Origin of the sequence: Hydrogenophaga electricum, assembly GCF_030160815.1 — a bacterium.
Lineage (GTDB): Bacteria > Pseudomonadota > Gammaproteobacteria > Burkholderiales > Burkholderiaceae_C > Hydrogenophaga > Hydrogenophaga electricum.
Genome location: NZ_BSPB01000002.1, coordinates 84779 through 108372 on the forward strand (window position 1 = coordinate 84779; position 23594 = coordinate 108372).

A 23594-nucleotide genomic window follows, 5' to 3' on the forward strand; every position below is an offset into this window, starting at 1 on the left:
GGAGCCCGGGTCAGCGGGGCAGGGCGTCGAGTCCGCGCTCGGCCGACTCCAGCGTGTTGACCATCAACATCGTGATGGTCATGGGGCCGACGCCGCCCGGCACGGGCGTGATGTAGCCCGCCACTTCCTTGACCCCTGCAAAGTCCACGTCGCCGCAGAGCTTGCCCTCGTCGTTGCGGTTCATGCCCACGTCCAGCACCACGGCACCGGGTTTGACCATGTCGGCCGTGAGCACATTGCGCTTGCCCACGGCGGCGACGATCACATCGGCCTGCAGTGTCATGGCCTTGAGGTTCTGGGTGCCGCTGTGGCAGATGGTCACCGTGGCGTTTTGCTGCAGCAGCATCATGGCCATGGGCTTGCCCACGATGTTGCTGCGGCCGATCACGACCGCGTGCTTGCCCTTGAGGTCGTAGCCGATGCTCGCCAGCATCTTCATGCAGCCATAGGGCGTGCAGGGCCAGAAGCCGGGCAGGCCGGTCATGAGTGCGCCGGCACTGGCGATGTGGAAACCGTCCACGTCCTTTTCGGGCGAGATGGCTTCGATCACGCGCTGGGCGTTCATGTGCGCCGGCAGCGGCAGTTGCACCAGGATGCCGTGGATGCTGGGGTCGCGATTCATCGCGTCGACGCGGGCCAGCAGCTCGGCCTCGCTCAGTGTGGCGGGCCAGGCTTCCAGCACCGAATGCATGCCCGTGGCTTCGCAGGCCTTGACCTTGTTGCGCACATAGACCTGGCTGGCCGGGTTGTCGCCGACCAGAATCACGGCCAGCCCGGGGGTGATGCCGCGGGCCTTGAGGGCGGTCACGCGCGTGGCCACCTCGGCGCGCAGTTGTTGGGAAAGGGCGTTGCCGTCGATGAGTTGGGCGGTCATGGCGTGGGTCGGGTTTGCTGGAAAGTGAAAACGCCCGCAGGGGCGGGCGTTGAACAGGGGGCGTGGGGGTCTCAGGCCTTGGCCGGCGTTTGCCCCAGCGCAATCTTGAGCAGGTCGGCCACGGTGTTGGCACCGAGCTTTTCCATGATGTTGGCGCGGTGTGCTTCCACCGTCTTGATGCTGATGCCCAGGTCGTCGGCAATCTGCTTGTTCAGGCGGCCGGCCACGATGCGTTCCAGCACCTGCGATTCGCGGCCTGTGAGCTTGGACAGCAGCGCGTCGCGGCTGGCGGCCTGCTGGTGGGTGGCGAAGGCGTCCTTCGCTTTCTCCAGCATGCGCTCGACCAGCGCCACGAGCTGGTCTTCCTTGAACGGTTTCTGGATGAAGTCGAGCGCGCCTTTCTTCATCGTCTCCACGGCCATGGGCACATCGCCGTGGCCGGTGATGAAGACGACGGGCAAGGGCGACTGGCGCTCCAGCAGGCGGTCTTGCAGTTCCATGCCGGTCATGCCGCCCATGCGGATATCGGCAATCAGGCAGGCGACTTCGCGGGCGTCATAGCGGCTCAGGAATGCCTCGGCCGACTCGAAGCAGCGGACCCGGTAATCCTTGCCTTCCAGCAGCCATTGCAGGGTGTCTCGCACGGCCTCGTCGTCATCGACCACATAGACGGTGCCTTTCTTGGGGATCAAACTCATCTCGCTCTTTCTGTATCCGACAAGGACGCGGCCTGGGCCCCGGTGGACGGACCCTCGATCCGCAGCTTGGCGTGGACGGGAATCCAGAAGCTGAAGCAGCAGCCGGCCACCTCTTCGCCATTGTAGATGTTCTCCACCTGCATCCGGCCGTGGTGCGACTCGACGATGCTGCGGCACAGCTTGAGCCCGATGCCCATGCCTTCGCTCTTGGTGCTGTAGAACGCTTCGTAGATGCGCTCGATCATGTCGGCGGGCACGCCTTTGCCGGAATCGCGCACCGAGAACTCGACCACGTCCTGCTCGGCCAACCGGCGCGGGCCCACGCGCAATTCGATGAAGCGCTGCCCGGGCGGCCGCGCGGCGTGCTGAATGGCTTCGCCCGCATTCTTGAGCAGGTTGATCAGCACCTGTTCAATCAGGATCGGGTCGACCACCAGGCGCGGCAGGCGTGCGGCCACGTAGGGCGTGAGCCGCACCTGCTGGCGACGCAGTTCGATGTCGGCCAGCTCGATCGCGTTGCTCACCATCTGGGCAACGTCCGAGGGCATGGGATTGGGTTCGCTCTTCTTGACGAAGGCGCGGATGCGCTGGATCACCTGTCCGGCGCGCTGGGCCTGGCGGGCGGTCTTGTCCAGCGCGGCCAGCAGTTCGTCCTGGTTGATGCGCTGGTCCTTGACGCGCGAGATCATGCCGTTGCAGTAGTTGCTGATGGCGGTCAGCGGCTGGTTGAGCTCGTGCGCCACGCTCGACGCCATCTCGCCCATGGTGATCAGGCGGCTCGCGGTCTGGGCGCGTTCGGCCTGATGGGCCGCCTGTTCCTCGGCCCGGCGGCGCGGCGTGATGTCGCTGGCGATCGCCATCTGCGCCAGGCGCCCGTCGACCCAGGTCAGGTAACGGGTGCGCACTTCGAGCCAGCGGTCGAGCTCTTCGACGAAGACTTCGGCGTTTTCCGGCCCGGCATCGGTCAGCGCGTCGGTCGGCATGCCGGCGAACGCGTCCACCGCATCGCCATCGTCGGGCGCTGGCGCCGGCTGCGAACCACAGAGCTCCACCAGATGGCGGTGCCCCTGGCCGCGGGGCCCAAACCACTGGCGGTACAGGCGGTTGGCGAACAGCATCTCGTCGCTGCCCAGCGGGGCCACCGAGACCGCCGAGTCCAGCGACTCCAGCACGGTGGTGAAGCGCTCGTAGGAAGCCGAGAGCTCCTCGCGGATGCGTTTGGGCTCGGTGATGTCCGTCATCGACGTCATCCACCCGGTCTGGTGGCCGCGCGGGTCGATCAGCGGCGAGACGTACATGCGCGCATCAAAGATGCTGCCATCGCGCCGGCGCACGCGCACCTCGAACCCGCCGGGCATGGAGCGGCCGGTGAGCTCGTCTTCCAGACGCGCGGCCAGCAGATCCTGGTCCTGCTCGGGCCAGTACGGGAAGGGTGCCGTGCGGCCGACCAGTTCGGCTTCGGTCCAGCCGGTCATCGAACAGAACGCGGGGTTGACGTAGGTGATGCGGCCCTGCATGTCGAGCGCCCGCATGCCGGTGAGCATGGAGTTTTCCATCGCCCGCCGGAAGTTGGTTTCGGCCACCAGCGCCTGCTGCGCCTGCACGCGCCGACGGGTGTGGCGCCAGGTGCCCAGCAGCATCCACACCGTGAGGGCCGAGAGCGCTCCGATGACCCAGAAAAAGCCCGAACCCACGGTGTCCAGCGAGGTGCGGTAGGCCTGGGCCTTGAGCACCAGGCTGTTGCCGATGGGGGAGACCGGCACCTCGTGTTCCTGCGGCTGGGTCGACCAGGGAAGGAACGGCAACACCGCATCGGTGGACTGCAGGTTGCCCGCCAGCACACGCTGGCGGTCGTCGACCAGGGCCACCGCATAGCGCGCCATGACTTCTGGCGGAATGCCGAAGCGCAGCAGTCCGTCGACCACGTATTCGCCCATGACCGTGCCCGCAAAACGCCCCTGTTCGGTCAGGGGCACCTGCAGCATGAGGGAGGCCGAACGCGGATCGTCGCCAAGTGGGCGCGAATAGATGGGCTGGCGCAGGTCGCGCGCGAGGTCGAACGAACCGTCGGTTTCGTCGGGCGCCAGCGTGTCGCCTGGCAGGCGCAGCATGCGCGTGGGGGCGCTGGGCGAGGCGTAGGTGGCGATCACGTTGCGCCGGTTGTCCACCCACGAGATGGCGAGCAGCTCCGGGAACTGGCTGACCAGCGACTCGGCCTGAAACTGGAATTCCGTCGGACCGATGGCCTTGTCGCCAATGTCTCGCGCCAGCCGCATCAGCTGTTCCTGGCGTTCCAGCAAGCGCAGGCGCAGGCGCTGTTGTGCGTACTCCACGTCGCGCGTGACGGCTTCCCGCTCGCGTTCGAGTTCCTCGTAGCGCAGGTAGGCGATGGCGACCACGATGGCCGACAGGAAGAGCAGCACCGCCAGCAGCGGCCCGAGCGTGGCGAAACGATCCTGGCGCGAAGGCGGCAGGCGGCGCCACCACCGCTTCCACCAGGGGGTGTCGGCGATCGAGCGCACGGGCGGCTGCTGGGAAGGGGGCACGGGAATCATGAGTCCCGGAGTCTACGTGAGCGCCGCCTCTGTTCGCGCTTGGCGATCGGTCTAAAAATTTCTCAATGTAAAAAATAAAAGCACATATTGAAATTGCGCCAGAGCTATGGAAAAATCCTTGGCACTGCGGATCGGCCGCCGTAAGCTTGATTTCACTTTTCAGGAGACAGACATGTCAGCGTCAGACGCTCAGAACGGCCTCGGTGCCGGGGATATCGATGCCCAGGAAACCCGGGAATGGATGGAGGCACTGGCTGCCGTCATTGAAAAAGAAGGCCCCGAACGCGCCCACTTCCTGCTTGAGCAGCTGCTGGAAGAAGCCCGCCAGAACAGCATCGACCTGCCGTTCTCGGCCAACACGGGCTATGTGAACACCATCGAGCCGACCCAGGAAGCGCGTTGCCCCGGCAACATCGCGATCGAAAAGCGCCTGCGCGCCTACATGCGCTGGAACGCCATGGCCATGGTGGTGCGGGCCAACCGACTGAACCCGGACGACGGCGGCGATCTTGGTGGCCACATCGGCTCCTTCGCTTCGGTGGCGAGCATGTTCGGCGCCGGCTTCAACCACTTCTGGCACGCCGAGAGTGAGGGCCATGGTGGCGATCTGCTCTACATCCAGGGCCACAGCGCCCCCGGCATCTACGCGCGCGCCTTCCTCGAAGGCCGTCTGACGGCCGACCAGCTCGACAACTTCCGCCAGGAAGTGGACGGCAAAGGCCTGTCCAGCTACCCGCACCCGAAGCTGATGCCGGAGTTCTGGCAGTTCCCCACGGTGTCCATGGGCCTGGGCCCGCTGATGGCCATCTACCAGGCCCGCTTCCTGAAATACCTGCACGCCCGCGGCATCGCCAACACCGAAAACCGCAAGGTCTGGGTGTTCTGCGGCGACGGCGAGATGGACGAGCCCGAATCGCTGGGCGCCATCGGCCTGGCCGCACGCGAGAACCTGGACAACCTGGTCTTTGTCATCAACTGCAACCTGCAGCGCCTGGACGGCCCGGTGCGCGGCAACGGCAAGATCGTGCAGGAGCTCGAGGGCGAATTCCGCGGCAGCGGCTGGAACGTGATCAAGCTGCTGTGGGGCTACGGCTGGGACGAACTGCTGGCGCGCGACAAGAGCGGCAAGCTCAAGCAGCTCATGATGGAGACGCTGGACGGCGACTACCAGGCCATGAAGGCCAACGACGGCGCCTTCGTGCGCAAGAACTTCTTCGGCAAATACCCCGAGACGCTCAAGCTCGTCGAGCACATGACCGACGAGGAGATCTTCGAGCTGCGCCGCGGTGGCCATGAACCCGCCAAGGTCTACGCGGCCTTCCACGCTGCCAACGAGCACCAGGGCCAGCCCACCGTGCTGCTGGTCAAGACGGTCAAGGGCTACGGCATGGGCAAGGCCGGTGAAGGCAAGAACACCGTTCACCAGACCAAGAAGCTCAGCGACGAAGACATCAAGTACATCCGCGATCGCTTCAACATCCCGATTCCGGACAGCGAACTGCCGAGCATCCCGTACTACAAGCCGGCCGACGACACGCCGGAAATGCAGTACCTGCACGAGCGCCGCAAGGCCCTGGGTGGTTACCTGCCGCACCGCCGCGTGAAGGCCGACGAGCACTTCACCGTGCCCGCGCTGGACACTTTCAAGGCCGTGCTGGAGCCGACCGCCGAAGGCCGCGAGATATCCACCACGCAGGCCTACGTGCGCTTCATCACCCAACTGCTGCGCGACCAGGCCATCGGCCCGCGTGTGGTGCCTATCCTGGTGGATGAGGCGCGCACCTTCGGCATGGAAGGCCTGTTCCGCCAGATCGGTATCTACAACCCCAAGGGCCAGCTGTACACCCCGGTCGATCGTGACCAGGTGATGTACTACAAGGAAGACAAGGCCGGCCAGATCCTGCAGGAAGGCATCAACGAAGCCGGCGGCATGGCCAGCTGGATCGCGGCCGCCACGTCGTACAGCACGAACAACCGGATCATGATCCCGTTCTACGTGTACTACTCGATGTTCGGCTTCCAGCGCATCGGCGATCTGGCCTGGGCGGCCGGCGACATGCAGGCGCGCGGGTTCCTGCTGGGCGGCACGTCAGGCCGGACCACGCTCAACGGCGAAGGCCTGCAGCACGAAGACGGCCACAGCCACATCCTGGCGGGCACCATCCCCAACTGCGTGAGCTACGACCCGACCTTCGCGCACGAAGTGGCGGTGATCATGCACCACGGCCTCAAGCGCATGGTCGAGCAGCAGGAAAACGTCTTCTACTACATCACGCTGCTCAACGAGAACTACGCCATGCCGGGCCTGCAGCCGGGTACCGAGCAGCAGATCATCAAGGGCATGTACCTGTGCAAGCCCGGCGCCGAAGGCGACAAGCGCGTGCAACTGCTGGGTTCCGGCACCATCCTGCGCGAATCGATTGCGGCCCAGGCCCTGCTGGCCACCGACTGGGGTGTGCAGGCCGATGTGTGGAGCTGCCCGAGCTTCAACGAGCTGGCGCGCGACGGCCAGGACGTGGAACGCTGGAACCTGCTGCACCCGACCGAAGCGCAGCGCACGTCGTTCGTGGCGCAGCAACTGGGTGCACACACCGGTCCGGTGGTCGCGTCGACCGACTACATGAAGAACTACGCCGAGCAGATCCGCCCCTACATCCCGGCGGGACGCGCCTACAAGGTGCTGGGCACCGACGGCTTCGGCCGCAGCGACTTCCGCAGCAAGCTGCGCGAGCACTTCGAGATCAACCGCCACTACATCGTGGTCGCCGCCCTGCGCGCGCTGGCCGATGAGGGCAAGCTGCCGCTGGCCAAGGTGGCCGAGGCGATCAAGAAGTACGGCATCAAGACCGACAAGGTCAATCCGCTCTACGCATAACCCTCCGGAGACAAGCACATGGCACTGGTAGAAGTGAAGGTCCCGGACATCGGCGACTTCGACGAAGTGGCGGTCATTGAACTGCTGGTCAAGGTGGGCGACACGGTCAAGGCCGAACAGTCGCTGATCACGGTCGAGAGCGACAAGGCCTCGATGGAAATTCCGTCGAGCACGGCGGGTGTGGTCAAGGAACTCAAGGTCGCTCTGGGCGACAAGGTGAAGGAAGGTTCAGTCGTGCTGCTGGTGGAAGCCGCTGGCGAGGCGGCTGCACCGGCTCCCGCGGCCGCTGCGCCGGCCCCGGCACCTGCTGTGGCAGCGGCTCCCGCTGCGGCACCCGTGGCGGCTGCTGCCGGCCCGGTCGAGGTGCGCGTGCCCGACATCGGCGACTTCAAGGACGTGGCGGTGATCGAGGTTTTCGTCAAGCCTGGCGATGCCATCAAGGTCGAGCAGAGCCTGATCACGGTCGAGAGCGACAAGGCCTCGATGGAAATTCCGTCCTCGCACGCGGGCGTGCTCAAGGAACTCAAGGTCAAGATCGGCGACACGGTCAACATCGGCGACCTGCTGGCGATTCTGGAAGGCTCTGCGAGTGCCGCGGCTCCCGCAACGGCCGCCTCTGCGCCGGTGGCCGCCCCGGCTGCGGCGTCCGCACCGGCAACTGCGGTCGCCGCACCGGCAGCGGTGGCTCCGGCCCACAACCCCACCGCCACCCCGGCGCTGGGCCTGCCGCACGCTTCGCCGTCGGTGCGCAAGTTCGCTCGCGAACTGGGTGTGCCGCTCGATGAGGTCAAGGGCTCCGGCCTGAAGGGCCGCATCACGGCCGAAGACATCCAGTCCTTCACCAAGTCGGTCATGGCAGGAAGCCTGCAGACCAAGGCGCAGGCCGCCAAGACCCCCGCTGCCAGCGGTGGTTCGGGCGGCGGGCTGGACCTGTTGCCGTGGCCCAAGGTCGATTTCGCCAAGTTCGGCAGCGTCGAGCGCAAGACGCTTTCGCGCATCAAGAAGATCAGTGGCGCGAACCTGGCGCGCAACTGGGTGATGATCCCGCACGTCACCAACAACGACGAAGCGGACATCACCGAGCTGGAAGCCTTCCGCGTGGCGACCAACAAGGAAAACGAAAAGTCCGGGGTCAAGGTGACCATGCTGGCCTTCGTGATCAAGGCCGTGGTCGCGGCGCTCAAGAAATTCCCCGAGTTCAACACCAGCCTCGATGGCGACGAACTGGTCTACAAGCAGTACTTCCACATCGGCTTCGCGGCGGACACGCCCAACGGTCTGGTGGTGCCCGTGCTGCGCGATGCCGACAAGAAGGGCATCCTGCAGATCAGCCAGGAAATGGGTGAGCTGGCCAAGAAGGCGCGCGATGGCAAGCTGGGTCCGGCCGACATGACCGGCGGCTGCTTCTCCATCAGCTCGCTCGGCGGTATCGGTGGCACGCACTTCACGCCCATCATCAACGCGCCGGAAGTGGCGATCCTGGGTCTGTCGAAGGGCCAGATGAAGCCGGTGTGGGACGGCAAGCAGTTCGTGCCGCGTCTGACGCTGCCGCTGAGCCTGTCTTACGACCACCGCGTGATCGACGGGGCGCTGGCCGCGCGCTTCAATGCCTACCTGGGCCAACTGCTGGCGGACTACCGCCGCATCGTGCTCTGATTGAAAGGATCCTCAGATGGCACTCATGGACATCAAGGTTCCCGACATCGGCGACTTCGACGAGGTCGCGGTCATTGAACTGCTGGTCAAACCGGGCGACACCGTCAAGGCCGAGCAGAGCCTCATCACCGTCGAGTCTGACAAGGCCTCGATGGAGATTCCCTCGTCGCACGCCGGCGTGGTCAAGGAGCTCAAGGTCGCTCTGGGCGACAAGGTCAAGCAGGGCTCGGTCGTGCTGGTGCTGGACGCAGAGGGCGCTGCGGCGGCTCCCGCGCCCGCTCCGGTCGCAGCGCCCGCAGACGCTCCGGTGGCCGCACCGGTTGTGGCTCACACGGCCGCCAGCTTTGGCGGCTCGGCCGACATCGACTGCGACGTGCTGGTGCTGGGCGCCGGTCCCGGCGGCTACTCGGCCGCTTTCCGGGCCGCCGACCTGGGGCTGAAGGTGGTGCTGGTCGAGCGTTACGCCACGCTGGGCGGTGTCTGCCTGAACGTGGGCTGCATCCCCTCCAAGGCCTTGCTGCACGTGGCGGCGGTGATGGACGAGGTGGCGCACCTGGGCGACCTGGGCGTCGAGTTCGGCCAACCCACGGTCAGCGTGGACAAGCTGCGCGCCCACAAGGAAAAGGTCATCGGCAAGCTGACCGGCGGCCTGGCGGCCATGGCCAAGATGCGCAAGGTCACCACCGTGCGCGGCCTGGGCGCCTTTGTCGGCCCCAACCACGTCGAGGTGGAAGAGACCGGTGGCACAGGCCAGGAAAAGACCGGCACCAAGAAGGTCGTGGCGTTCAAGAAGTGCATCATCGCCGCGGGTTCGCAGGCGGTGCGCCTGCCCTTCATGCCCAACGACCCGCGCGTGGTGGACTCCACCGGCGCGCTGGCCCTGCAGGGCGTGCCCAAGAAGATGCTCATCGTCGGCGGCGGCATCATCGGCCTGGAAATGGGCACGGTCTACAGCACGTTGGGCGCGCGCCTGGACGTGGTGGAGATGATGGACGGCCTGATGCAGGGCGCCGACCGCGACCTGGTCAAGGTCTGGGAAAAGATGAACAAGGGCCGCTTCGACAACATCATGTTGAAGACCAAAACGGTCGGGGCCGAAGCGACGCCCGAGGGCATCAAGGTGCAGTTCGAGGGCCTGGACGGCAGCAAGAGCGAAGGCACCTACGACCTGGTGCTGCAGGCCGTGGGCCGCACGCCCAACGGCAAGAAGATCGCCGCCGACAAGGCCGGCGTGGCGGTGACCGACCGCGGCTTCATCAACGTCGACATCCAGATGCGCACCAACGTGCCGCACATCTTCGCCATCGGTGACATCGTGGGCCAGCCGATGCTGGCGCACAAGGCGGTGCACGAGGCGCACGTGGCGGCCGAAGTCATCGCCGGTGAACTGCAGGGCAACAAGGAACTGGCTTCCAGCGCCTTCAACGCCCGCGTGATCCCCAGCGTGGCCTACACCGACCCCGAAGTGGCCTGGGTGGGCCTGACCGAGGACCAGGCCAAGGCCCAGGGCATCAAGGTCAAGAAGGGCCTGTTCCCCTGGACGGCTTCGGGCCGCGCGATTGCGAATGGCCGCGACGAAGGCTTCACCAAGCTGCTGTTCGACGATTCACCCGAGGCCCACGGCCACGGCAAGATCCTGGGCGGCGGCATCGTGGGCACCCACGCCGGCGACATGATCGGCGAGATAGCGCTGGCCATCGAGATGGGTGCCGACGCGGTGGACATCGGCAAGACCATCCACCCGCACCCCACGCTGGGCGAGAGCATCGGCATGGCGGCGGAGGTGGCGCACGGGTCTTGCACCGATCTGCCGCCGTCGAAGAAGTAAGCGGCTTCCGCGAAGCCCCAAAGAAAAGCCCCGGACGGGAAACTGTCCGGGGCTTTTTCGTGGCACGCCGGGAGCGGTCCGCGCGCTCAGTCGACGCGGAACTCGATCCCGGTCTGGGTGTTTTCCATACGGCGCACCAGTCCGTAGACATCACCCAGCACCCACAGGTCGCGGATCTTGTCGCCTTCGAAGCGGAAGATGGGGGCACCGTACCACCACACCCTTTCCCCGGACGGCTCGCAACCGAAGAAGGTCTTGCGGTGCCGGCCGTGGAAACGCAGTTTGCCGCTCACCCGACCGCCTTCTTCGACCAGTTCCAGGATGTCGGAGGTGTAGTCCGCCAGGGTGTCGTTCAGCCACAGCACGTAGTCACCGAACTCCACGCCACCGCGCAGCACCGGGCCGAGCGAGCCGCGAAAGGTGAAGCCCTCGTGGAAGAGTTCGGGAATCAGGCGGATGTCGGCCCGGTCCCACAGGTCTTTGTAGAAGCGGCGCACCACGTTTTTGCGCGGGCTCAGCGCGCTGGGCGTCAGGTCCATTTCGGGTTCGGTGGCGTCTTCGAGGCGGGTCATGGCGTGTCCGGTGTCAGGGTGCTGGTGGCCAGAGGGGGCGTGGGTGGCGTCACATCGTGGGGGCGGAACTCGACCGCCGGCGTGTGGCTTTCGTTCACGGTGAGCCTGAAGATGTCTGGCCGGGCGTAGTGGCCGGTGGCATCGAAGTCGTACTTGCCGCGGGTGATCTCGGCCAGATCGATATCGGCGATCAGGATGTCGTTGCGGTCAAACACCGGACCCGCCAGGAATTCGCCGAACGGGTTGACGATGCAGCTGCCGCCGGTCATCAGCACGGTCGCCGGGTCGTTGCCCTGGACGGCCGCATAGTCTGCCGGACAATCGGCGCGAACCAGGTACTGACAGGCCGACAGCACGAAGCAGCGGCCTTCGACCGCGATGTGCTGCATCGAAGGCGCCCAGGAGGGGCGGTTGTCGGCGGTCGGTGCGCAGTACAACTGGATGCCCTTGGCGTACATCGCCATGCGCATCGCCGGCATGTAGTTTTCCCAGCAGATGACGGCACCCAGCCGGCCGATGTCGGTATCGAACACCGGCAGGGTCGAACCATCGCCATACCCCCAGATCAGGCGCTCGCCCGCGGTCGGCATGAGCTTGCGGTGCTTGCCGAGCAGGTGGCCGGTTGGCCCGAAGAAGAGGGCGGTGCAATACAGGGTGGCGCCGTCTTTTTCGATCACGCCGATCACGATGTGCACGCCCAGGCGCTGGGCCGTGGCGGCCAGCACCTCGGTTTCCGGGCCCGGCACCGCGATCGCGCTGTCGGCATAACGCCGGTAGTCTTCGCGGCCCGCCGGGGTGCGGCCGCCGATGACGGAGCCGAAATCCAGGCCTTTGGGATAGCCGCCAATGAAGGCTTCGGGAAACACGATCAGCCGGGCTTGCCGCGCGGCGGCGTCTTCGGCCAGCGCGACGGCCTTGCGCAGCGTGCCGGGCGTGTCGAACATGAGGGAGCCGGCCTGTACGACAGCGGCGCGAAGGGTCTGGGGCATGGCAGGAACCTGTGTGAGTGAGGCAGCGGAAGAGGGGTTTGCCGGCACCGCTGCCGGCTGCGGCGGTCGCGGTCCGGGTCGACGAAGGCAGTGTATTCAGGGGCGGTGTTGCATCACAATACGCATCAATGCATTTGAAGCGGGCAAATTTGCGCGAATGAAATCCCCCCAGGTTCCCACTTCGGCGTCGCTGTCACCGGACTGGAGCGATCTCCGGGTCTTCCTGCTGGTGGCCGAGCAGGGCAGTGCGAAGGCCGCCGCGCAGCTCGACATGGACGTCACTACCGTGCGCCGGCGTGTGGCCGCGCTGGAAAAAAACTTGGGCAGCGCGTTGCTGGTGCGCAGTGGTCGGACTTTTCGTCTGACCGCTGAGGGTGAACGGGTGCGCGCGGTCGCTGCGCGCATGGCGGTTCTGGGGAGCGAGCTGAGCCGCAGCGCGACCGATGGGGCGCGGGAGCTTGAAGGTGTGGTCCGGATCTCGACCATGGAGGGTTTTGGCAGCGCCTACCTGGCGCCGCGCCTGGCGCCCTTTCTGTCCCTGCATCCGCGCTTGTCCGTGCAGCTCGTGACGGCGCCCCACATCGTGAACCTGGCGGAGCGGGAGGCCGACCTGTCGATCAACATGGTCCGTCCTCGCGCGGGCCGCCTGGTGGTGCGCCGCCTCGCCCAGTTCGGCGTGGGTCTGTATGGGTCGGGCATCTATCTCGATGCCCATGGTGTTCCTGCGGATGTGCCGGCGCTCGCAGGGCACCGGTTCGTTACCTACGTGGACGAACTGGTGGCCGTATCACCGGTGCGTTGGCTGCCGGGTACGGTCACCCCGGGGCAATGCCGGTTGACCAGCACCAGCCTGATGGCCCAACTGGCGGCCGTGGAAAGTGGCGCCGGGCTGGCGATGCTGCCGCATTTCCTGACCCATCAGCGCCACCTGGTGCGGGTCATGCCCGAAGCGGTGAACCCGACACGCGACTGGTGGCTGGTTGTTCACCAGGATCTGCAGAATGTGCCGAGGATCCGTGCTGCCATCGATTTCATCGTGGGCATCATGGCCCGCGACCAGGCGCTGCTGCTCGGGCAGGCCGATGCGGGTCCAGCGGTTCCGGCGACCGGTGCCTGATACCGTGGCCCGCAGACACGGCCGAAAACCCCTTGAGGGCCTGGTGCCGGGGGTGTCACGGAGAATCTGTTCGGTGCCCATCTGCTGCCCACGCCCTTCATGAAGCCCACGTCCGCGCCGTTGTTCGTCAGCCCGGTCTGGCCATCCACGCGCGGCAATGGGCTGGCCATGCGCGCGGCCGCCACGCTGCGTCTGCTCGCCCAGCGGGCGGGGCCGGTCCACCTGCTGGTGGTGCCGATGTACGGCGCACCCGTCGATGCGCCCGAGCCGGCCGTGGCTGCCTGGTGCCGGTCGTGGCAGGCGGTGCCCGATCCCGGGCCGGCCGCCGCCACCGATGCCTTGGCGCAGTGGCGCCGCGAGGGGGATCGCCCCGCCTGGCCGCAGGGCTGGCGCTCATGCCACCCCGCCTGGCAGCAACGCGTGGCGGCGGCCGGCGCCGCCCTGGCGCCCTCTCTGATTCTTGTGTTCCGTTTTTATCTGTGGCCGCATCTGGAGGCTTTGTGGCCAGCGTGTCCGCATGCGACCCGGTGGCTCGATCTGGACGAAATGGAATCCACCACCCTGGGGCGCCTGGCCGATCTGCACACCTTGCGGGGGCAGGTGGCCGAAGCGGCCCGGTTGCGCGACGAGGCGCAAGCCTATGCCCGGATGGAGGCCGCCTGCCTGCCCCAGTTTGACCGGGTGTGGGCATCGTCGGCCCTGGAGGCCGCGCACGTGCGCCGGCATCTGCCGGCGTCGGCCGTGGCCGTGTTGCCCAATACCGTGGAGGGGCGCCAACCCTGTGCGTCCAGAGCCTCAACCGCCGATGCCCGCCTGCTCTTTGTGGGCACCCTGGGGTATCTGCCCAACCGCGATGCGGTCGAGCATTTTTGCGCGCACATCTGGCCACTGATCCGGGCGGCGGCCACCCGCCCAGTGACGTTTCACGTCGTTGGCAAGGGGCCGGCCTTCGGCGATCTGGGGCCGGGCGTGGTCGTGCACGGTTTTGTCGACGACCTCACGCCGTTGTACGCGGCCTGCGACGTGGTGGTGGTGCCGCTGCGCGCGGGGGGCGGCACGCGCATCAAGATTCTGGAAGCCTTCAGCCACCAGCGACCGGTGGTGTCCACCCCGATGGGGGCCGAAGGCCTGCTGGCGCAGTCGGGCGAACACTGGCTGCTGGCCGACACGGACGCCGCCTTTGCCCAGGCCTGCCTGCACCTGCTGGCCCAACCGCAAGCGGGGCTGCGGCTGGCCGAAGGCGGTTACCGGTTCTTCCGAGAGCACCACGCAGCGGACGCGGTGACCCTGGCGGATTGAGGCCCGGGCGCGGGTTCAGGCGAAAGCCACCCGGGAGCGGTGGTGGCGTCCGCTGGCTTCGGCCAGTGCGGTTTCGACCCGCTGGATGAAGTACTGGTAATCGGGATGGCGATCGAACTCGGCCACCCCGGCCGAGACCAGCATCGGCACCGGCGTCCAACTGCCCTGCACGTTGCCCGCGTGCACCGCATGCCGCAGGCTCTCGGTCAAACCGGCCACCATTTCGGCCGTTCTGCTGCGCGGGCATTCGATGGCGATGAGCAGGAAGCGCTGATCGTCGTAGCGGAACAGGTGGTCGATGGTCCGTATGTGCGCTGACAGCGTGGTGGCCGCCGTCTGCAACAGGCGGCTGCGTGCCCCGCTCATGGCCGTTTCCTGCAGCGTGGGGAAGTCCACCTCGATCAGCGCCAGACAGAGCGGGCGGCTGCTGGCCTGGTGCGTGCGCATTTCGCGCGACAGCACGGCCGGCAGGTAGCGGCGGTCGGGCAGACGGGTTTCCAGATCGAGCCCGTCGTCCTGTCCGAGATGGTGGTCGAACAGGTCGTTGAGCTTGTAGCGGATCAGGTCGATCTGGCTCTTGATCGTGCCCACCACCGCTTCCGCGGGCTCGCGCTGCGCCAGCGCGGCTTGCAGCCGGGGCAGAAAGACACCGTCCATGCGTTCGATGCTGTCGACCACATCGCGCAGGTCGTCGGCACCCTCGAACATGATGGAGCCTTTGTGGTGGACCCAGATACCGAACTCCGAATCGCGCAGCCGGGGCAGGGCCGGGGTCCCCGTGCTGGCCCAGGTAGACAGCAGCAGCGTCTCGGTCCATTCGGCCAGGGCGGCGCGCTGGCGTGAGCGCTCTTCCAACGAGCTGTGCTTTTGCGAGATCTGGCGGAAGGCTTCGTCGTTGCGAGCGACTTCCTGCGCATCCTGCAGGTAGGCATGGTTCATCAGCCCGTCAGCCAGGTGCAGCAAGTCGGAAACGTAGATCATCGCCGCAAGGCGTTCGTCCCCATTGAGGGGCGCAAAGTCGATGCGCCGGCGGATGCCGCGCTTGAGCACGCGGATGCCGGCCGGGATCAGATCGATGGGCAGGCGGATGCGCGCATGCACGATGCCGACCTCGATCTGGCGCTGGATCGCGGCGCCGATGGCGGTGTCGTCCAGGGTCGCGAACAGCTCCGTCATCCAGCGGCGAAGAGACGCTTTCAGGCGTTTCTGGACCCGCTCCTGATCCAGGAATCCCGCCGAGCGCGGGTTCTGCATCATGCGTTCGTAGAACTCTTCCGTGAGCACTTCGGCGCCTTCGCGCACCACCTGGGCGACCACTTCCCGGATCGGAAGCGCGGTCACTTTGAAAAGGTCGGCCCAGGCCCGGATGCTCTCGTCTTCCATGGCACCGGCTTCCAGTACGCCGCTCATGCGGGTGATTTTCATGTCCACTTTGCTTCACACAACCAACCAACGAAGCCCGGAGCCTATCGAATGTGGGCCCAAAAATCCATGCCGCGGGCTGGCAAGGGGCTGTCGATGACGCCGGTTTTCCAGACCGATTTCCGGCTACCCGAGGGCGCACACGGCGCCTGGGGTGTGCAGTGCAGATTTTGTTTTGAGAATGATTCTTTTCAGCGCCGTTGTGTTTTCCAGAGGGCGCACCCTTGAAGAAGCCAACTATTTGTTGGACAACGATTTTCTGGTCAGTCTGTGGGCATCGCCCAAGACCAGGTCGCATCCGGTAGGGCCAAACAAACACTGGAAAATTGATAATCATTTCTGTTTGAGCAGAAATGACCAACGGTGGACGTTGTGGCAGGGTTGCAACGGCCCTGCAGGCTGACGATGGAGCGGATCAGCGGGAAGCCGAGGTGTTTTCGGGCGGCATGGGGACGCGGCGCGCCCCGTTGAAGCGGGTCTGCCAGTAGGTTTGTCGCATGTCTTCCACCCGCACATGAGAGCCGGAACGCGGGGAGTGGATGAATTTGCCGTCACCCACGTAAATGCCCACGTGGCTGAAGGCGCGGCGCATGGTGTTGAAGAACACCAGATCGCCGGGTTTGAGTTCGTTGCGGTCGATCACTTCGGTGGCGGCAGCCTGTTCGTCGGCACGCCGGGGCAGCACCTTGCCCACCGACTGCTCGAACACGGCGCGCACGAAGCCGCTGCAGTCAAACCCGGTTTCGGCGGTGTTGCCACCGTAGCGGTAGGGCACGCCGAGAAAGCCCATGGCGTCCACCACCAACCGGGACGCCCGCTCGCCCATTGCATCGCGCGCCTGCTGGAACTGGTCACCCAGGCGGGTGATCAGGCCGCGGTCGCTGAGCAACTGGTCCATGTCCTGATAAGCGCCTTCCTGCGGCGCGGCGTGCGCACCGAGGGCGGCGGTCAGCAGAAGGAGGGCGGGCCAGCGTTTCATTGCGGCGCAAGGGTAAGGCCCGTGGCCTCATGCGTCAAGCGAGAAATGCTAGGCAACCCTTTGATTTGTTTGCGTTTGATCACAGCGTGCATGGGGGGCGGCTGCGCCATGGAACCCCTGTCAGCGTTTACCGCCGAGCAGGCCGCCGAGCACGCCGCGCACGAGCTGGCGCCCGATGTTGCTGGCCACGGTGCGGGCCGCGGTCTTGGCCATGGTCTGCACGAGGCCGTCGTACTGGCCCCCGCGCGGGCCGGTGCGGCCAAAAAGCGCCTCGTTGATCATGCCGCCGATCCCGCCGATCCCGCCGCTGTCGGCCTCGGCGGACTTGGGGGCGCCGCCCGGAATGCGGGGAACTTTGGGCTCGGTGGACGCGTCCTTGCCGGGGGAGCCCGCCGGTTCGGCCGCCCCCGCGTGCTGGCGGAACATTTCGTAAGCGCTCTCGCGGTCGATCACCTGCTCGTACACACCCGCCACCAGCGAATTGCGCATCAGCGCCTGGCGCTGTTCGGGCGTGATCGGGCCGATCTGGCTGCCCGGTGGCAGCACGAACACGCGTTCGGTCTCGCTCGGGCGGCCCTTGGCATCGAGAAAACTGACCAGGGCTTCGCCCACGGCGAGCTCGGTGATGGCGGCTTCGATGTCCAGTCCGGCCTTGGGGCGCATGGTCTCGGCGGTGGCCTTCACCGCCTTCTGGTCTCGCGGGGTGAACGCGCGCAGGGCGTGCTGCACCCGGTTGCCCAGCTGGCCCAGCACGCTGTCGGGGATGTCCAGCGGGTTCTGGGTCACGAAGTACACGCCCACGCCCTTGGAACGCACCAGGCGCACGACCAGCTCGATGCGCTCGACCAGCACCTTGGGCGCGTCGTTGAACAGCAGGTGCGCTTCGTCGAAGAAGAACACCAGCTTGGGTTTGTCGGGGTCGCCGATCTCGGGCAGGGTTTCGAACAGCTCCGAGAGCATCCACAACAGGAAGGTGGCGTACAGGCGCGGTGCGTTGAGCAGCTTGTCGGCGGCCAGCACATTGATCACGCCCAGGCCCTGCTCGGTCTGCATGAAATCGCTGATGTTCAGCATCGGCTCGCCGAAGAACTTGTCGCCTCCCTGCTGTTCGATCTGGAGCAGGCCGCGCTGGATCGCGCCGATGCTGGCGGCGCTGATGTTGCCGTATTCGGTGGTGAACTGCTTGGCGTTGTCACCCACGTGCTGCAGCATGGCGCGCAGGTCTTTCATGTCCAGCAGCAGCAGGCCGTTGTCGTCGGCGATCTTGAACACCAGGTTCAGCACCCCGGTCTGGGTATCGTTCAGGCCCAGCATGCGCGCCAGCAGCAGCGGCCCCATGTCGGAGATGGTGGCGCGCACCGGGTGGCCCTGTTCGCCGTAAACGTCCCACAGCGTGGTCGGGCAGGCCACCGGTTCGGGCGCGGGAAGACCCCGGTCGGCCAGGATTCGGGCGACCTTGTCGGGCAGCTTGCCACTCTGGCTGATGCCCGTGAGGTCGCCCTTGACGTCGGCCATGAACACCGGCACGCCGATGCGCGAAAAGCCTTCGGCGAGCTTTTGCAGCGTCACCGTCTTGCCGGTGCCTGTGGCCCCGGTGATCAGCCCGTGGCGGTTGGCCAGACCCGGCAGCAGATGGCACTGGGCATTGGCATTCTGGGCAATCAGCAGCGGTTCGGCCATGTCGCTTTCCTTCGGTCCGGAGGTGGGGCGGCGGTGCGCCCGGGGGGGAAAAGTAAAATCCGCTTTTTATTAGACCAAATTCGGGCAGTACCCAAAGGACGCAACCATGGCTGGACACAGCAAATGGGCCAATATTCAACACCGCAAGGGCCGACAGGACGAAAAGCGGGGCAAGATCTGGACGCGCGTGATCCGTGAAATCACGGTCGCGGCCCGCAGCGGCGGCGGCGATCCCGCCATGAACCCGCGCCTGCGGCTGGCCATCGACAAGGCCAAGGCGGCCAACATGCCGGCCGACCGCATCAAATACAACGTCGACAAGGCTTCGGGCAACCTCGAAGGCCAGGCGTTGGAAGAAATCCGCTACGAAGGCTACGGCATCGGTGGCGCGGCCATCATCGTCGACACCATGACCGACAACAAGGTGCGGACCGTGGCCGAAGTGCGTCACGCGTTCAGCAAGTTCGGTGGCAACCTCGGCACCGAAGGGTCGGTGGCCTTCCAGTTCAAGCACTGCGGGCAGATCATCTTCGCGCCGGGCACGAGCGAAGAGCAGGTGATGGAAGTGGCGCTGGAAGCCGGGGCCGAAGACGTGATCACCGACGACGACGGCGCCATCGAGGTGCTGACCGCCAGTGCCGACTTCGAAGCGGTGAAGGACGCGCTGGAAGCCGCCGGCCTCAAGCCCGAAGTGGCGGAGGTGACCATGCGGCCCGAAAACACCATCGAGCTGACCGGCGAAGACGCCGCGCGCATGCAGAAGCTGCTGGACGTGATCGAAGACCTGGACGATGTGCAAGAGGTCTTCCACAACGCCAGCATTTGACCCACCCCCGCCGCGCTGCGCGCGCCCCTCTGAAGGGGGCGCTGCTGGCAGCCCGGCAAAGTCGGTTCTGCGGCAGCCTGGACAGCAGGCACGCATTCCGCGTGGCATCGTGGCCTGATTTTTGGAGAATGGTTTGAAAGTTCTGGTGATCGGCGGCGGTGGCCGTGAACACGCACTGGCGTGGAAGCTCAAGCAGTCCGAGGGCGTCGACCAGGTGTTCGTGGCGCCCGGCAATGCCGGTACCGCGCGCGATGCCCAACTGACCAACGTGGCGATCACCGACAAGGTGGCGCTGCGCGAATGGGCCCAGGCCAACGGCATCGGCCTGACCGTGGTCGGCCCCGAGGCTCCGCTGGCGGCGGGTGTGGTGGACGAGTTCCGCGCCCACGGCATGGCCATCTTCGGCCCGACGCAGAAGGCCGCCCAGTTGGAAAGCTCCAAGGCCTTCAGCAAGGCGTTCATGCAGCGCCATGGCATCCCGACGGCCGAGTACCAGGCCTTCACCGACCCGGTTCAGGCCCACGCCTATGTGGATGCCAAGGGCGCGCCCATCGTGATCAAGGCCGATGGCCTGGCCGCCGGCAAGGGCGTGGTGGTCGCGATGAGCCTGACCGAGGCCCACGAAGCGATCGACTTCATGCTGCTCGACAACACGCTGGGCGTGGCGCACAACGAAGGCGGCGCGCGCGTGGTGATCGAGGAATTCCTCGAAGGCGAGGAGGCCAGCTTCATCGTGCTGTGCGACGGCGTCAACGCGCTCGCGCTGGCCACCAGCCAGGACCACAAGCGCCTGCTCGATGCCGACCAGGGCCCCAACACCGGCGGCATGGGCGCCTATTCGCCCGCACCGGTGGTCACACCAGCCGTTCACCAGCGCGCCATGGACGAAGTGATCCTGCCCACGCTGCGCGGCATGGCTGCCGATGGCATTCCCTACACCGGTTTTCTCTACGCCGGGCTGATGATCACGCCCGACGGCCGTGTCAAGACACTGGAATTCAACTGCCGCATGGGCGACCCCGAGACGCAGCCGATCATGATGCGCCTGCGCTCCAACCTGGCGCAGGTGCTGCTGTCGGCCACCCGGGCCGAACTGGACCGGGTGACGCTGGACTGGGACCCGCGCGTGGCGCTGGGGGTGGTGCTGGCCGCAGCCGGCTACCCCATGAGCCCGCGCAAGGGTGATGCCATCACCGGGTTGCCGGCCGACAGCGCCGACTGCATGGTGTTCCATGCCGGCACGGCGGGTGAGGGTGGGGCGGTGCAGGTGTCCGGTGGCCGCGTGCTGTGCGTGACGGCCCTGGCCGACAGCGTGGCCGCTGCCCGCGAAAAGGCCTACGCCGCCATCGAGGGCATCCACTTCGATGGCTGCCAGTTCCGCCGAGACATCGGCCACCGGGCGCTGTGAGCGCCAGCCCAAGCCGATGAACCATCCGACCCAGCGCGTCCGCGACTACCTGACCGGGCTGCAGGACCGCATCACCTCCACCATCGGCCTGGTCGATGGCGGCAGCTTCATCACCGACGCCTGGCGCAAGCCGCCGGGCGAGCGCCTGCAGGGGCAGGGCATCACGCAGATCCTGGAAGACGGCGCTGTTTTCGAGCGCGCCGGCTGCGGTTTTTCGCAGGTCAGCGGCCCTGCGCTGCCGCCATCGGCGACCCAGCACCGTCCGGAGCTGGCCGGCGCGCCGTTCGAGGCCATGGGGGTGTCGCTGGTGTTCCACCCGCGCAACCCCTACGTGCCCACCGTGCACATGAACGTCCGCATGATCGCGGCGACGCCTCCCGGCGGCCAGCCGGTGTGCTGGTTCGGTGGCGGCATGGACCTCACGCCCTATTACGGCTTCGAAGAGGATGTGGTGCATTTCCACACCACCTGCCGCCATGCGCTGGATCCGTTCGGTGTCGACAAGTACCCGCGCTTCAAGCGCTGGTGCGACGAGTATTTCTACCTCAAGCACCGCGACGAGCAGCGCGGTGTCGGCGGGGTGTTCTTCGACGATTTTTCGGAACTGGGCTTCGAGGGCAGCTTCGCCATGATGACTTCGGTCGGCGACGCCTTCCTCGACGCCTACCTGCCCATCGTCGATCGCCGCAAGAACACGCCCTACGGCGAGCGCGAGCGCAGCTTCCAGCTCTACCGCCGCGGCCGCTACGTCGAATTCAACCTGGTGTGGGACCGCGGCACGCATTTCGGCCTGCAGTCGGGCGGCCGCACCGAATCCATCCTGTTGTCCATGCCACCGCTGGTGAGCTGGTCCTACCACCGCCAGACGCGCCCGGGCTCGCCCGAAGATGCGCTGTACCGGCAATTCCTCGTGCGCAAGGACTGGATCTGATGAGCCCGACCGAATCTCAGCGTCCGGTGCCATCACCGCAGGGGCGCCCGTTGCGGGTGGGCATGTTCGGCGGGGCGTTCGATCCGCCGCACTGGGCCCACCGCGCTCTGGCCGAAGTGGCCCTGACCCAGCTCGGGCTGGACGTGCTGCATGTGCTGCCCACGGGCCACGCCTGGCACAAGGCGCGCGTGCTGTCCCCAGCCGAGCACCGCCTCAACATGTGCCTGCTGGCGTTCGGCGATTTGCCCAACACCCGGATCGACACCCGCGAAATTCGCCGCGAGGGCCCCAGCTATACGGCAGACACCCTGCGTGAACTGCACGCCGAATACCCGGCGGCCGAGCTGTTCCTGGTGCTGGGCGCCGATCAGCTGCTGGCGTTCAAATCCTGGGTTCGCTGGCAGGAAGTGCAGGATCTCGCCACGCTGGCGGTGGCCAACCGCGCCACCAACATCGGTGCCGACGCGCCGCTCGAACAGGATCGCGAGATGGACTTGTCGGCCGTCGAGCTGCCGTTCCGGCGCCTGGCCATGCCACTGAAAAACATCAGCGCCTCGGCAGTCAGGGCGCGCGTCGGCGGCCCCAGCCTGCCCGAGGCTCAGCTTGAAGTGCTGGTGCCCGAGCCGGTCGCCCGCTATATTTCCCAACACCACCTCTATCAGAACCCTTCATGACCAACGAATCCACCGCCAAAAAAGACATCCAGAAGCTCCAGCGCGCCATCGTCGATGGTCTGGAGGACGTCAAAGGGCAGGACATCGTGGTGTTCAACACAGCCGAGCTGTCGCCGTTGTTCGAGCGCGTGATCATTGCCAGCGGCACCTCCAACCGCCAGACCAAGGCGCTGGCCGCCAGCGTGCGCGACGCCGTGCGCGAGGCCGGTTTCGACAAGCCGCGTATCGAGGGCGAGGAAAACGGTGAATGGATCATCATCGACTGCGGTCAGGCTGTGGCGCACGTGATGCAGCCGGTGATCCGCCAGTATTACCGCCTGGAAGAAATCTGGGGGACCAAGCCGGTGCGGCTCAAGCACGGCACCGACAAGCCCACGCCGGCCAAGCTGGCGGAGGCTGCGGCCCTCAAGGCGGCTGCCAAGAAGGCCGGTAAAGCTGCGGAGCCGGCGGCCAAGGCGGTGGCACCCAAGTCCGCCCGGGCGGTCGCCAAGTCCACAGCGGCCAAGCCGGCGGCCAAATCCGCCAAACCTGCGGCGACCGCCAAGCCCGCCGCCAAGACCCCGGCCACCCGCAAGCCGGCGGCCAAGTCTGCGGCACCGGCCAAGAAGACTGGAGCGCCGCGCAAGCCCGCTGCGGCATTGCCCAAGCTGGTGGTCAACAAGCCTGCCAAGGCCAAGTCGGCCAGTGCGAAGCCGGCCGCCAAAGCGACGGCCAAACCCGCCGCCAAGAAGAAGGCATGAAGCTGGTGATCGTCGCGGTCGGGCAGCGGGTGCCCGACTGGGCGCAGACCGCCTACGACGATTACGCCAAACGTTTCCCGCCCGAGTTGCGGGTCGAACTGCGCACGGTCAAGACCGAGCCGCGTGGCACCAAGTCCGTCGAGGTGCTCATGGCCGCCGAGCGCGAGCGCATCCAGGCCGTGCTGCCCAAGGGGTGCCGCCTGGTGGTGCTGGACGAGCGCGGTACGGCGCTGACCACCAAGGCCCTGGCCCAGCAGTTGCGCCAGTGGCAACTGGGCGGCGACGATGTGGCCCTGGTGATCGGCGGCCCCGACGGGCTGGAGCCGGCCTTCCGCGAAGCGGCCCACCAGCGCATCCGTCTGTCGGACCTGACCCTGCCGCACGCCATGGTGCGCGTGCTGCTGATCGAGCAGCTCTACCGCGGCTGGTCGATCAACGCCAACCATCCTTATCACCGCGAATGAGGGCGGC

19 protein-coding genes are annotated in these 23594 nt (G+C 66.4%); 11 read left to right on the forward strand and 8 right to left on the reverse strand.

The genetic code is table 11. The annotated features are described in order from the left end of the window. Nucleotides 1-10: 10 nt before the first annotated feature. From folD to QQK43_RS01735, 3 genes are all read right to left on the reverse strand, one after another. On the reverse strand, nucleotides 11-874 hold the full coding sequence (gene folD, locus QQK43_RS01725; protein WP_284306378.1) for a bifunctional methylenetetrahydrofolate dehydrogenase/methenyltetrahydrofolate cyclohydrolase FolD: 864 nt from the start codon (nucleotides 872-874) through the stop codon (nucleotides 11-13). 71 nt (nucleotides 875-945) lie between these two features. Next, nucleotides 946-1572 (reverse strand): response regulator transcription factor, encoded by a 627-nt coding sequence (locus QQK43_RS01730; RefSeq protein ID WP_284306379.1) that lies wholly within the window; start codon nucleotides 1570-1572, stop codon nucleotides 946-948. After that, entirely contained in the window at nucleotides 1569-4127 is a 2559-nt protein-coding gene (locus tag QQK43_RS01735; protein WP_370465194.1) for a PAS domain-containing sensor histidine kinase, read from the reverse strand. Before QQK43_RS01735 ends, QQK43_RS01730 begins: the two co-directional genes overlap by 4 nt. Before the next feature lie 172 nt (nucleotides 4128-4299). On the opposite strand from QQK43_RS01735, the gene aceE reads away from it, so the two are divergent. Genes aceE through lpdA form a run of 3 tightly spaced genes read left to right on the forward strand, consistent with a single transcriptional unit; the run spans nucleotide 4300 to nucleotide 10486 of the window. After that, nucleotides 4300-7002 carry a pyruvate dehydrogenase (acetyl-transferring), homodimeric type gene (gene aceE, locus QQK43_RS01740; RefSeq protein WP_284306380.1) on the forward strand — a complete coding sequence of 901 codons (2703 nt, stop codon included), beginning with the start codon at nucleotides 4300-4302 and terminating at the stop codon, nucleotides 7000-7002. An 18-nt stretch (nucleotides 7003-7020) separates the two neighbouring features. Continuing rightward, the gene (gene aceF, locus QQK43_RS01745; RefSeq protein WP_284306382.1) at nucleotides 7021-8658 is read left to right on the forward strand and encodes a dihydrolipoyllysine-residue acetyltransferase; all 1638 of its coding nucleotides are present in this window, start codon (nucleotides 7021-7023) and stop codon (nucleotides 8656-8658) included. 16 nt (nucleotides 8659-8674) lie between these two features. Then, complete coding sequence (lpdA, locus tag QQK43_RS01750) at nucleotides 8675-10486, forward strand: dihydrolipoyl dehydrogenase (protein WP_284306384.1); 1812 nt, start codon at nucleotides 8675-8677, stop codon at nucleotides 10484-10486. 86 nt (nucleotides 10487-10572) lie between these two features. Here the strand turns inward: lpdA and QQK43_RS01755 are convergent, their stop codons facing one another. Continuing rightward, nucleotides 10573-11058 (reverse strand): ester cyclase, encoded by a 486-nt coding sequence (locus QQK43_RS01755; RefSeq protein WP_284306385.1) that lies wholly within the window; start codon nucleotides 11056-11058, stop codon nucleotides 10573-10575. Then, the gene (locus QQK43_RS01760; protein WP_284306388.1) at nucleotides 11055-12047 is read right to left on the reverse strand and encodes a carbon-nitrogen hydrolase family protein; all 993 of its coding nucleotides are present in this window, start codon (nucleotides 12045-12047) and stop codon (nucleotides 11055-11057) included. The genes QQK43_RS01755 and QQK43_RS01760 overlap by 4 nt, the downstream gene beginning before the upstream one ends. A gap of 13 nt (nucleotides 12048-12060) precedes the next feature. Between QQK43_RS01760 and QQK43_RS01765 the strand changes: the two genes are divergently transcribed. Then, on the forward strand, nucleotides 12061-13164 hold the full coding sequence (locus QQK43_RS01765; protein ID WP_284306389.1) for a LysR family transcriptional regulator: 1104 nt from the start codon (nucleotides 12061-12063) through the stop codon (nucleotides 13162-13164). A 99-nt stretch (nucleotides 13165-13263) separates the two neighbouring features. Next, complete coding sequence (locus QQK43_RS01770) at nucleotides 13264-14463, forward strand: glycosyltransferase family 4 protein (RefSeq protein ID WP_284306392.1); 1200 nt, start codon at nucleotides 13264-13266, stop codon at nucleotides 14461-14463. Nucleotides 14464-14478: 15 nt separating this feature from the next. Here QQK43_RS01770 and QQK43_RS01775 read toward each other — a convergent pair whose 3' ends face one another. The 3 genes from QQK43_RS01775 to QQK43_RS01785 all read right to left on the reverse strand — a co-directional run bounded on the left by QQK43_RS01775 (nucleotide 14479) and on the right by QQK43_RS01785 (nucleotide 18544). After that, nucleotides 14479-15888 (reverse strand): GGDEF domain-containing protein, encoded by a 1410-nt coding sequence (locus tag QQK43_RS01775; protein WP_284306395.1) that lies wholly within the window; start codon nucleotides 15886-15888, stop codon nucleotides 14479-14481. A gap of 412 nt (nucleotides 15889-16300) precedes the next feature. Next, nucleotides 16301-16864, reverse strand: coding sequence for a C40 family peptidase (locus tag QQK43_RS01780; RefSeq protein ID WP_234266526.1), 564 nt, complete (start codon nucleotides 16862-16864; stop codon nucleotides 16301-16303). A 120-nt stretch (nucleotides 16865-16984) separates the two neighbouring features. Beyond that, the gene (locus QQK43_RS01785; RefSeq protein ID WP_284306399.1) at nucleotides 16985-18544 is read right to left on the reverse strand and encodes a helicase HerA-like C-terminal domain-containing protein; all 1560 of its coding nucleotides are present in this window, start codon (nucleotides 18542-18544) and stop codon (nucleotides 16985-16987) included. Between the two features lie 106 nt (nucleotides 18545-18650). Here QQK43_RS01785 and QQK43_RS01790 point away from each other — a divergent pair, with 106 nt between their 5' ends. The 6 genes from QQK43_RS01790 to rlmH all read left to right on the forward strand — a co-directional run bounded on the left by QQK43_RS01790 (nucleotide 18651) and on the right by rlmH (nucleotide 23587). Then, nucleotides 18651-19370, forward strand: a complete 720-nt coding sequence (locus tag QQK43_RS01790; RefSeq protein WP_234266524.1) for a YebC/PmpR family DNA-binding transcriptional regulator — start codon at nucleotides 18651-18653, stop codon at nucleotides 19368-19370. A 133-nt stretch (nucleotides 19371-19503) separates the two neighbouring features. Beyond that, on the forward strand, nucleotides 19504-20778 hold the full coding sequence (gene purD / locus QQK43_RS01795; protein WP_284306401.1) for a phosphoribosylamine--glycine ligase: 1275 nt from the start codon (nucleotides 19504-19506) through the stop codon (nucleotides 20776-20778). Between the two features lie 16 nt (nucleotides 20779-20794). After that, nucleotides 20795-21709, forward strand: coding sequence for an oxygen-dependent coproporphyrinogen oxidase (gene hemF / locus QQK43_RS01800; RefSeq protein WP_234266522.1), 915 nt, complete (start codon nucleotides 20795-20797; stop codon nucleotides 21707-21709). Then, nucleotides 21709-22383: a nicotinate (nicotinamide) nucleotide adenylyltransferase gene (nadD, locus tag QQK43_RS01805; RefSeq protein ID WP_234266521.1), complete on the forward strand. Its 675-nt coding sequence runs from the start codon at nucleotides 21709-21711 to the stop codon at nucleotides 22381-22383. Before hemF ends, nadD begins: the two co-directional genes overlap by 1 nt. Then, on the forward strand, nucleotides 22380-23123 hold the full coding sequence (gene rsfS, locus QQK43_RS01810; RefSeq protein ID WP_284306402.1) for a ribosome silencing factor: 744 nt from the start codon (nucleotides 22380-22382) through the stop codon (nucleotides 23121-23123). The genes nadD and rsfS overlap by 4 nt, the downstream gene beginning before the upstream one ends. Further along, a complete protein-coding gene (rlmH, locus tag QQK43_RS01815; protein ID WP_234266519.1) occupies nucleotides 23120-23587 on the forward strand; it encodes a 23S rRNA (pseudouridine(1915)-N(3))-methyltransferase RlmH in 468 nt (155 codons plus the stop codon). The genes rsfS and rlmH overlap by 4 nt, the downstream gene beginning before the upstream one ends. Nucleotides 23588-23594 lie beyond the last annotated feature (7 nt).

What these genes read in the sequence shown, in the direction of transcription:
- folD (WP_284306378.1), bottom strand. Translation starts at nt 874, where the DNA reads ATGACCGCCCAACTCATCGACGGCAACGCCCTTTCCCAACAACTGCGC.
- QQK43_RS01730 (WP_284306379.1), bottom strand. Translation starts at nt 1,572, where the DNA reads ATGAGTTTGATCCCCAAGAAAGGCACCGTCTATGTGGTCGATGACGAC.
- QQK43_RS01735 (WP_370465194.1), bottom strand. Translation starts at nt 4,127, where the DNA reads ATGATTCCCGTGCCCCCTTCCCAGCAGCCGCCCGTGCGCTCGATCGCC.
- aceE (WP_284306380.1), top strand. Translation starts at nt 4,300, where the DNA reads ATGTCAGCGTCAGACGCTCAGAACGGCCTCGGTGCCGGGGATATCGAT.
- aceF (WP_284306382.1), top strand. Translation starts at nt 7,021, where the DNA reads ATGGCACTGGTAGAAGTGAAGGTCCCGGACATCGGCGACTTCGACGAA.
- lpdA (WP_284306384.1), top strand. Translation starts at nt 8,675, where the DNA reads ATGGCACTCATGGACATCAAGGTTCCCGACATCGGCGACTTCGACGAG.
- QQK43_RS01755 (WP_284306385.1), bottom strand. Translation starts at nt 11,058, where the DNA reads ATGACCCGCCTCGAAGACGCCACCGAACCCGAAATGGACCTGACGCCC.
- QQK43_RS01760 (WP_284306388.1), bottom strand. Translation starts at nt 12,047, where the DNA reads ATGCCCCAGACCCTTCGCGCCGCTGTCGTACAGGCCGGCTCCCTCATG.
- QQK43_RS01770 (WP_284306392.1), top strand. Translation starts at nt 13,264, where the DNA reads ATGAAGCCCACGTCCGCGCCGTTGTTCGTCAGCCCGGTCTGGCCATCC.
- QQK43_RS01775 (WP_284306395.1), bottom strand. Translation starts at nt 15,888, where the DNA reads ATGAAAATCACCCGCATGAGCGGCGTACTGGAAGCCGGTGCCATGGAA.
- QQK43_RS01780 (WP_234266526.1), bottom strand. Translation starts at nt 16,864, where the DNA reads ATGAAACGCTGGCCCGCCCTCCTTCTGCTGACCGCCGCCCTCGGTGCG.
- QQK43_RS01785 (WP_284306399.1), bottom strand. Translation starts at nt 18,544, where the DNA reads ATGGCCGAACCGCTGCTGATTGCCCAGAATGCCAATGCCCAGTGCCAT.
- QQK43_RS01790 (WP_234266524.1), top strand. Translation starts at nt 18,651, where the DNA reads ATGGCTGGACACAGCAAATGGGCCAATATTCAACACCGCAAGGGCCGA.
- hemF (WP_234266522.1), top strand. Translation starts at nt 20,795, where the DNA reads ATGAACCATCCGACCCAGCGCGTCCGCGACTACCTGACCGGGCTGCAG.
- nadD (WP_234266521.1), top strand. Translation starts at nt 21,709, where the DNA reads ATGAGCCCGACCGAATCTCAGCGTCCGGTGCCATCACCGCAGGGGCGC.
- rsfS (WP_284306402.1), top strand. Translation starts at nt 22,380, where the DNA reads ATGACCAACGAATCCACCGCCAAAAAAGACATCCAGAAGCTCCAGCGC.
- rlmH (WP_234266519.1), top strand. Translation starts at nt 23,120, where the DNA reads ATGAAGCTGGTGATCGTCGCGGTCGGGCAGCGGGTGCCCGACTGGGCG.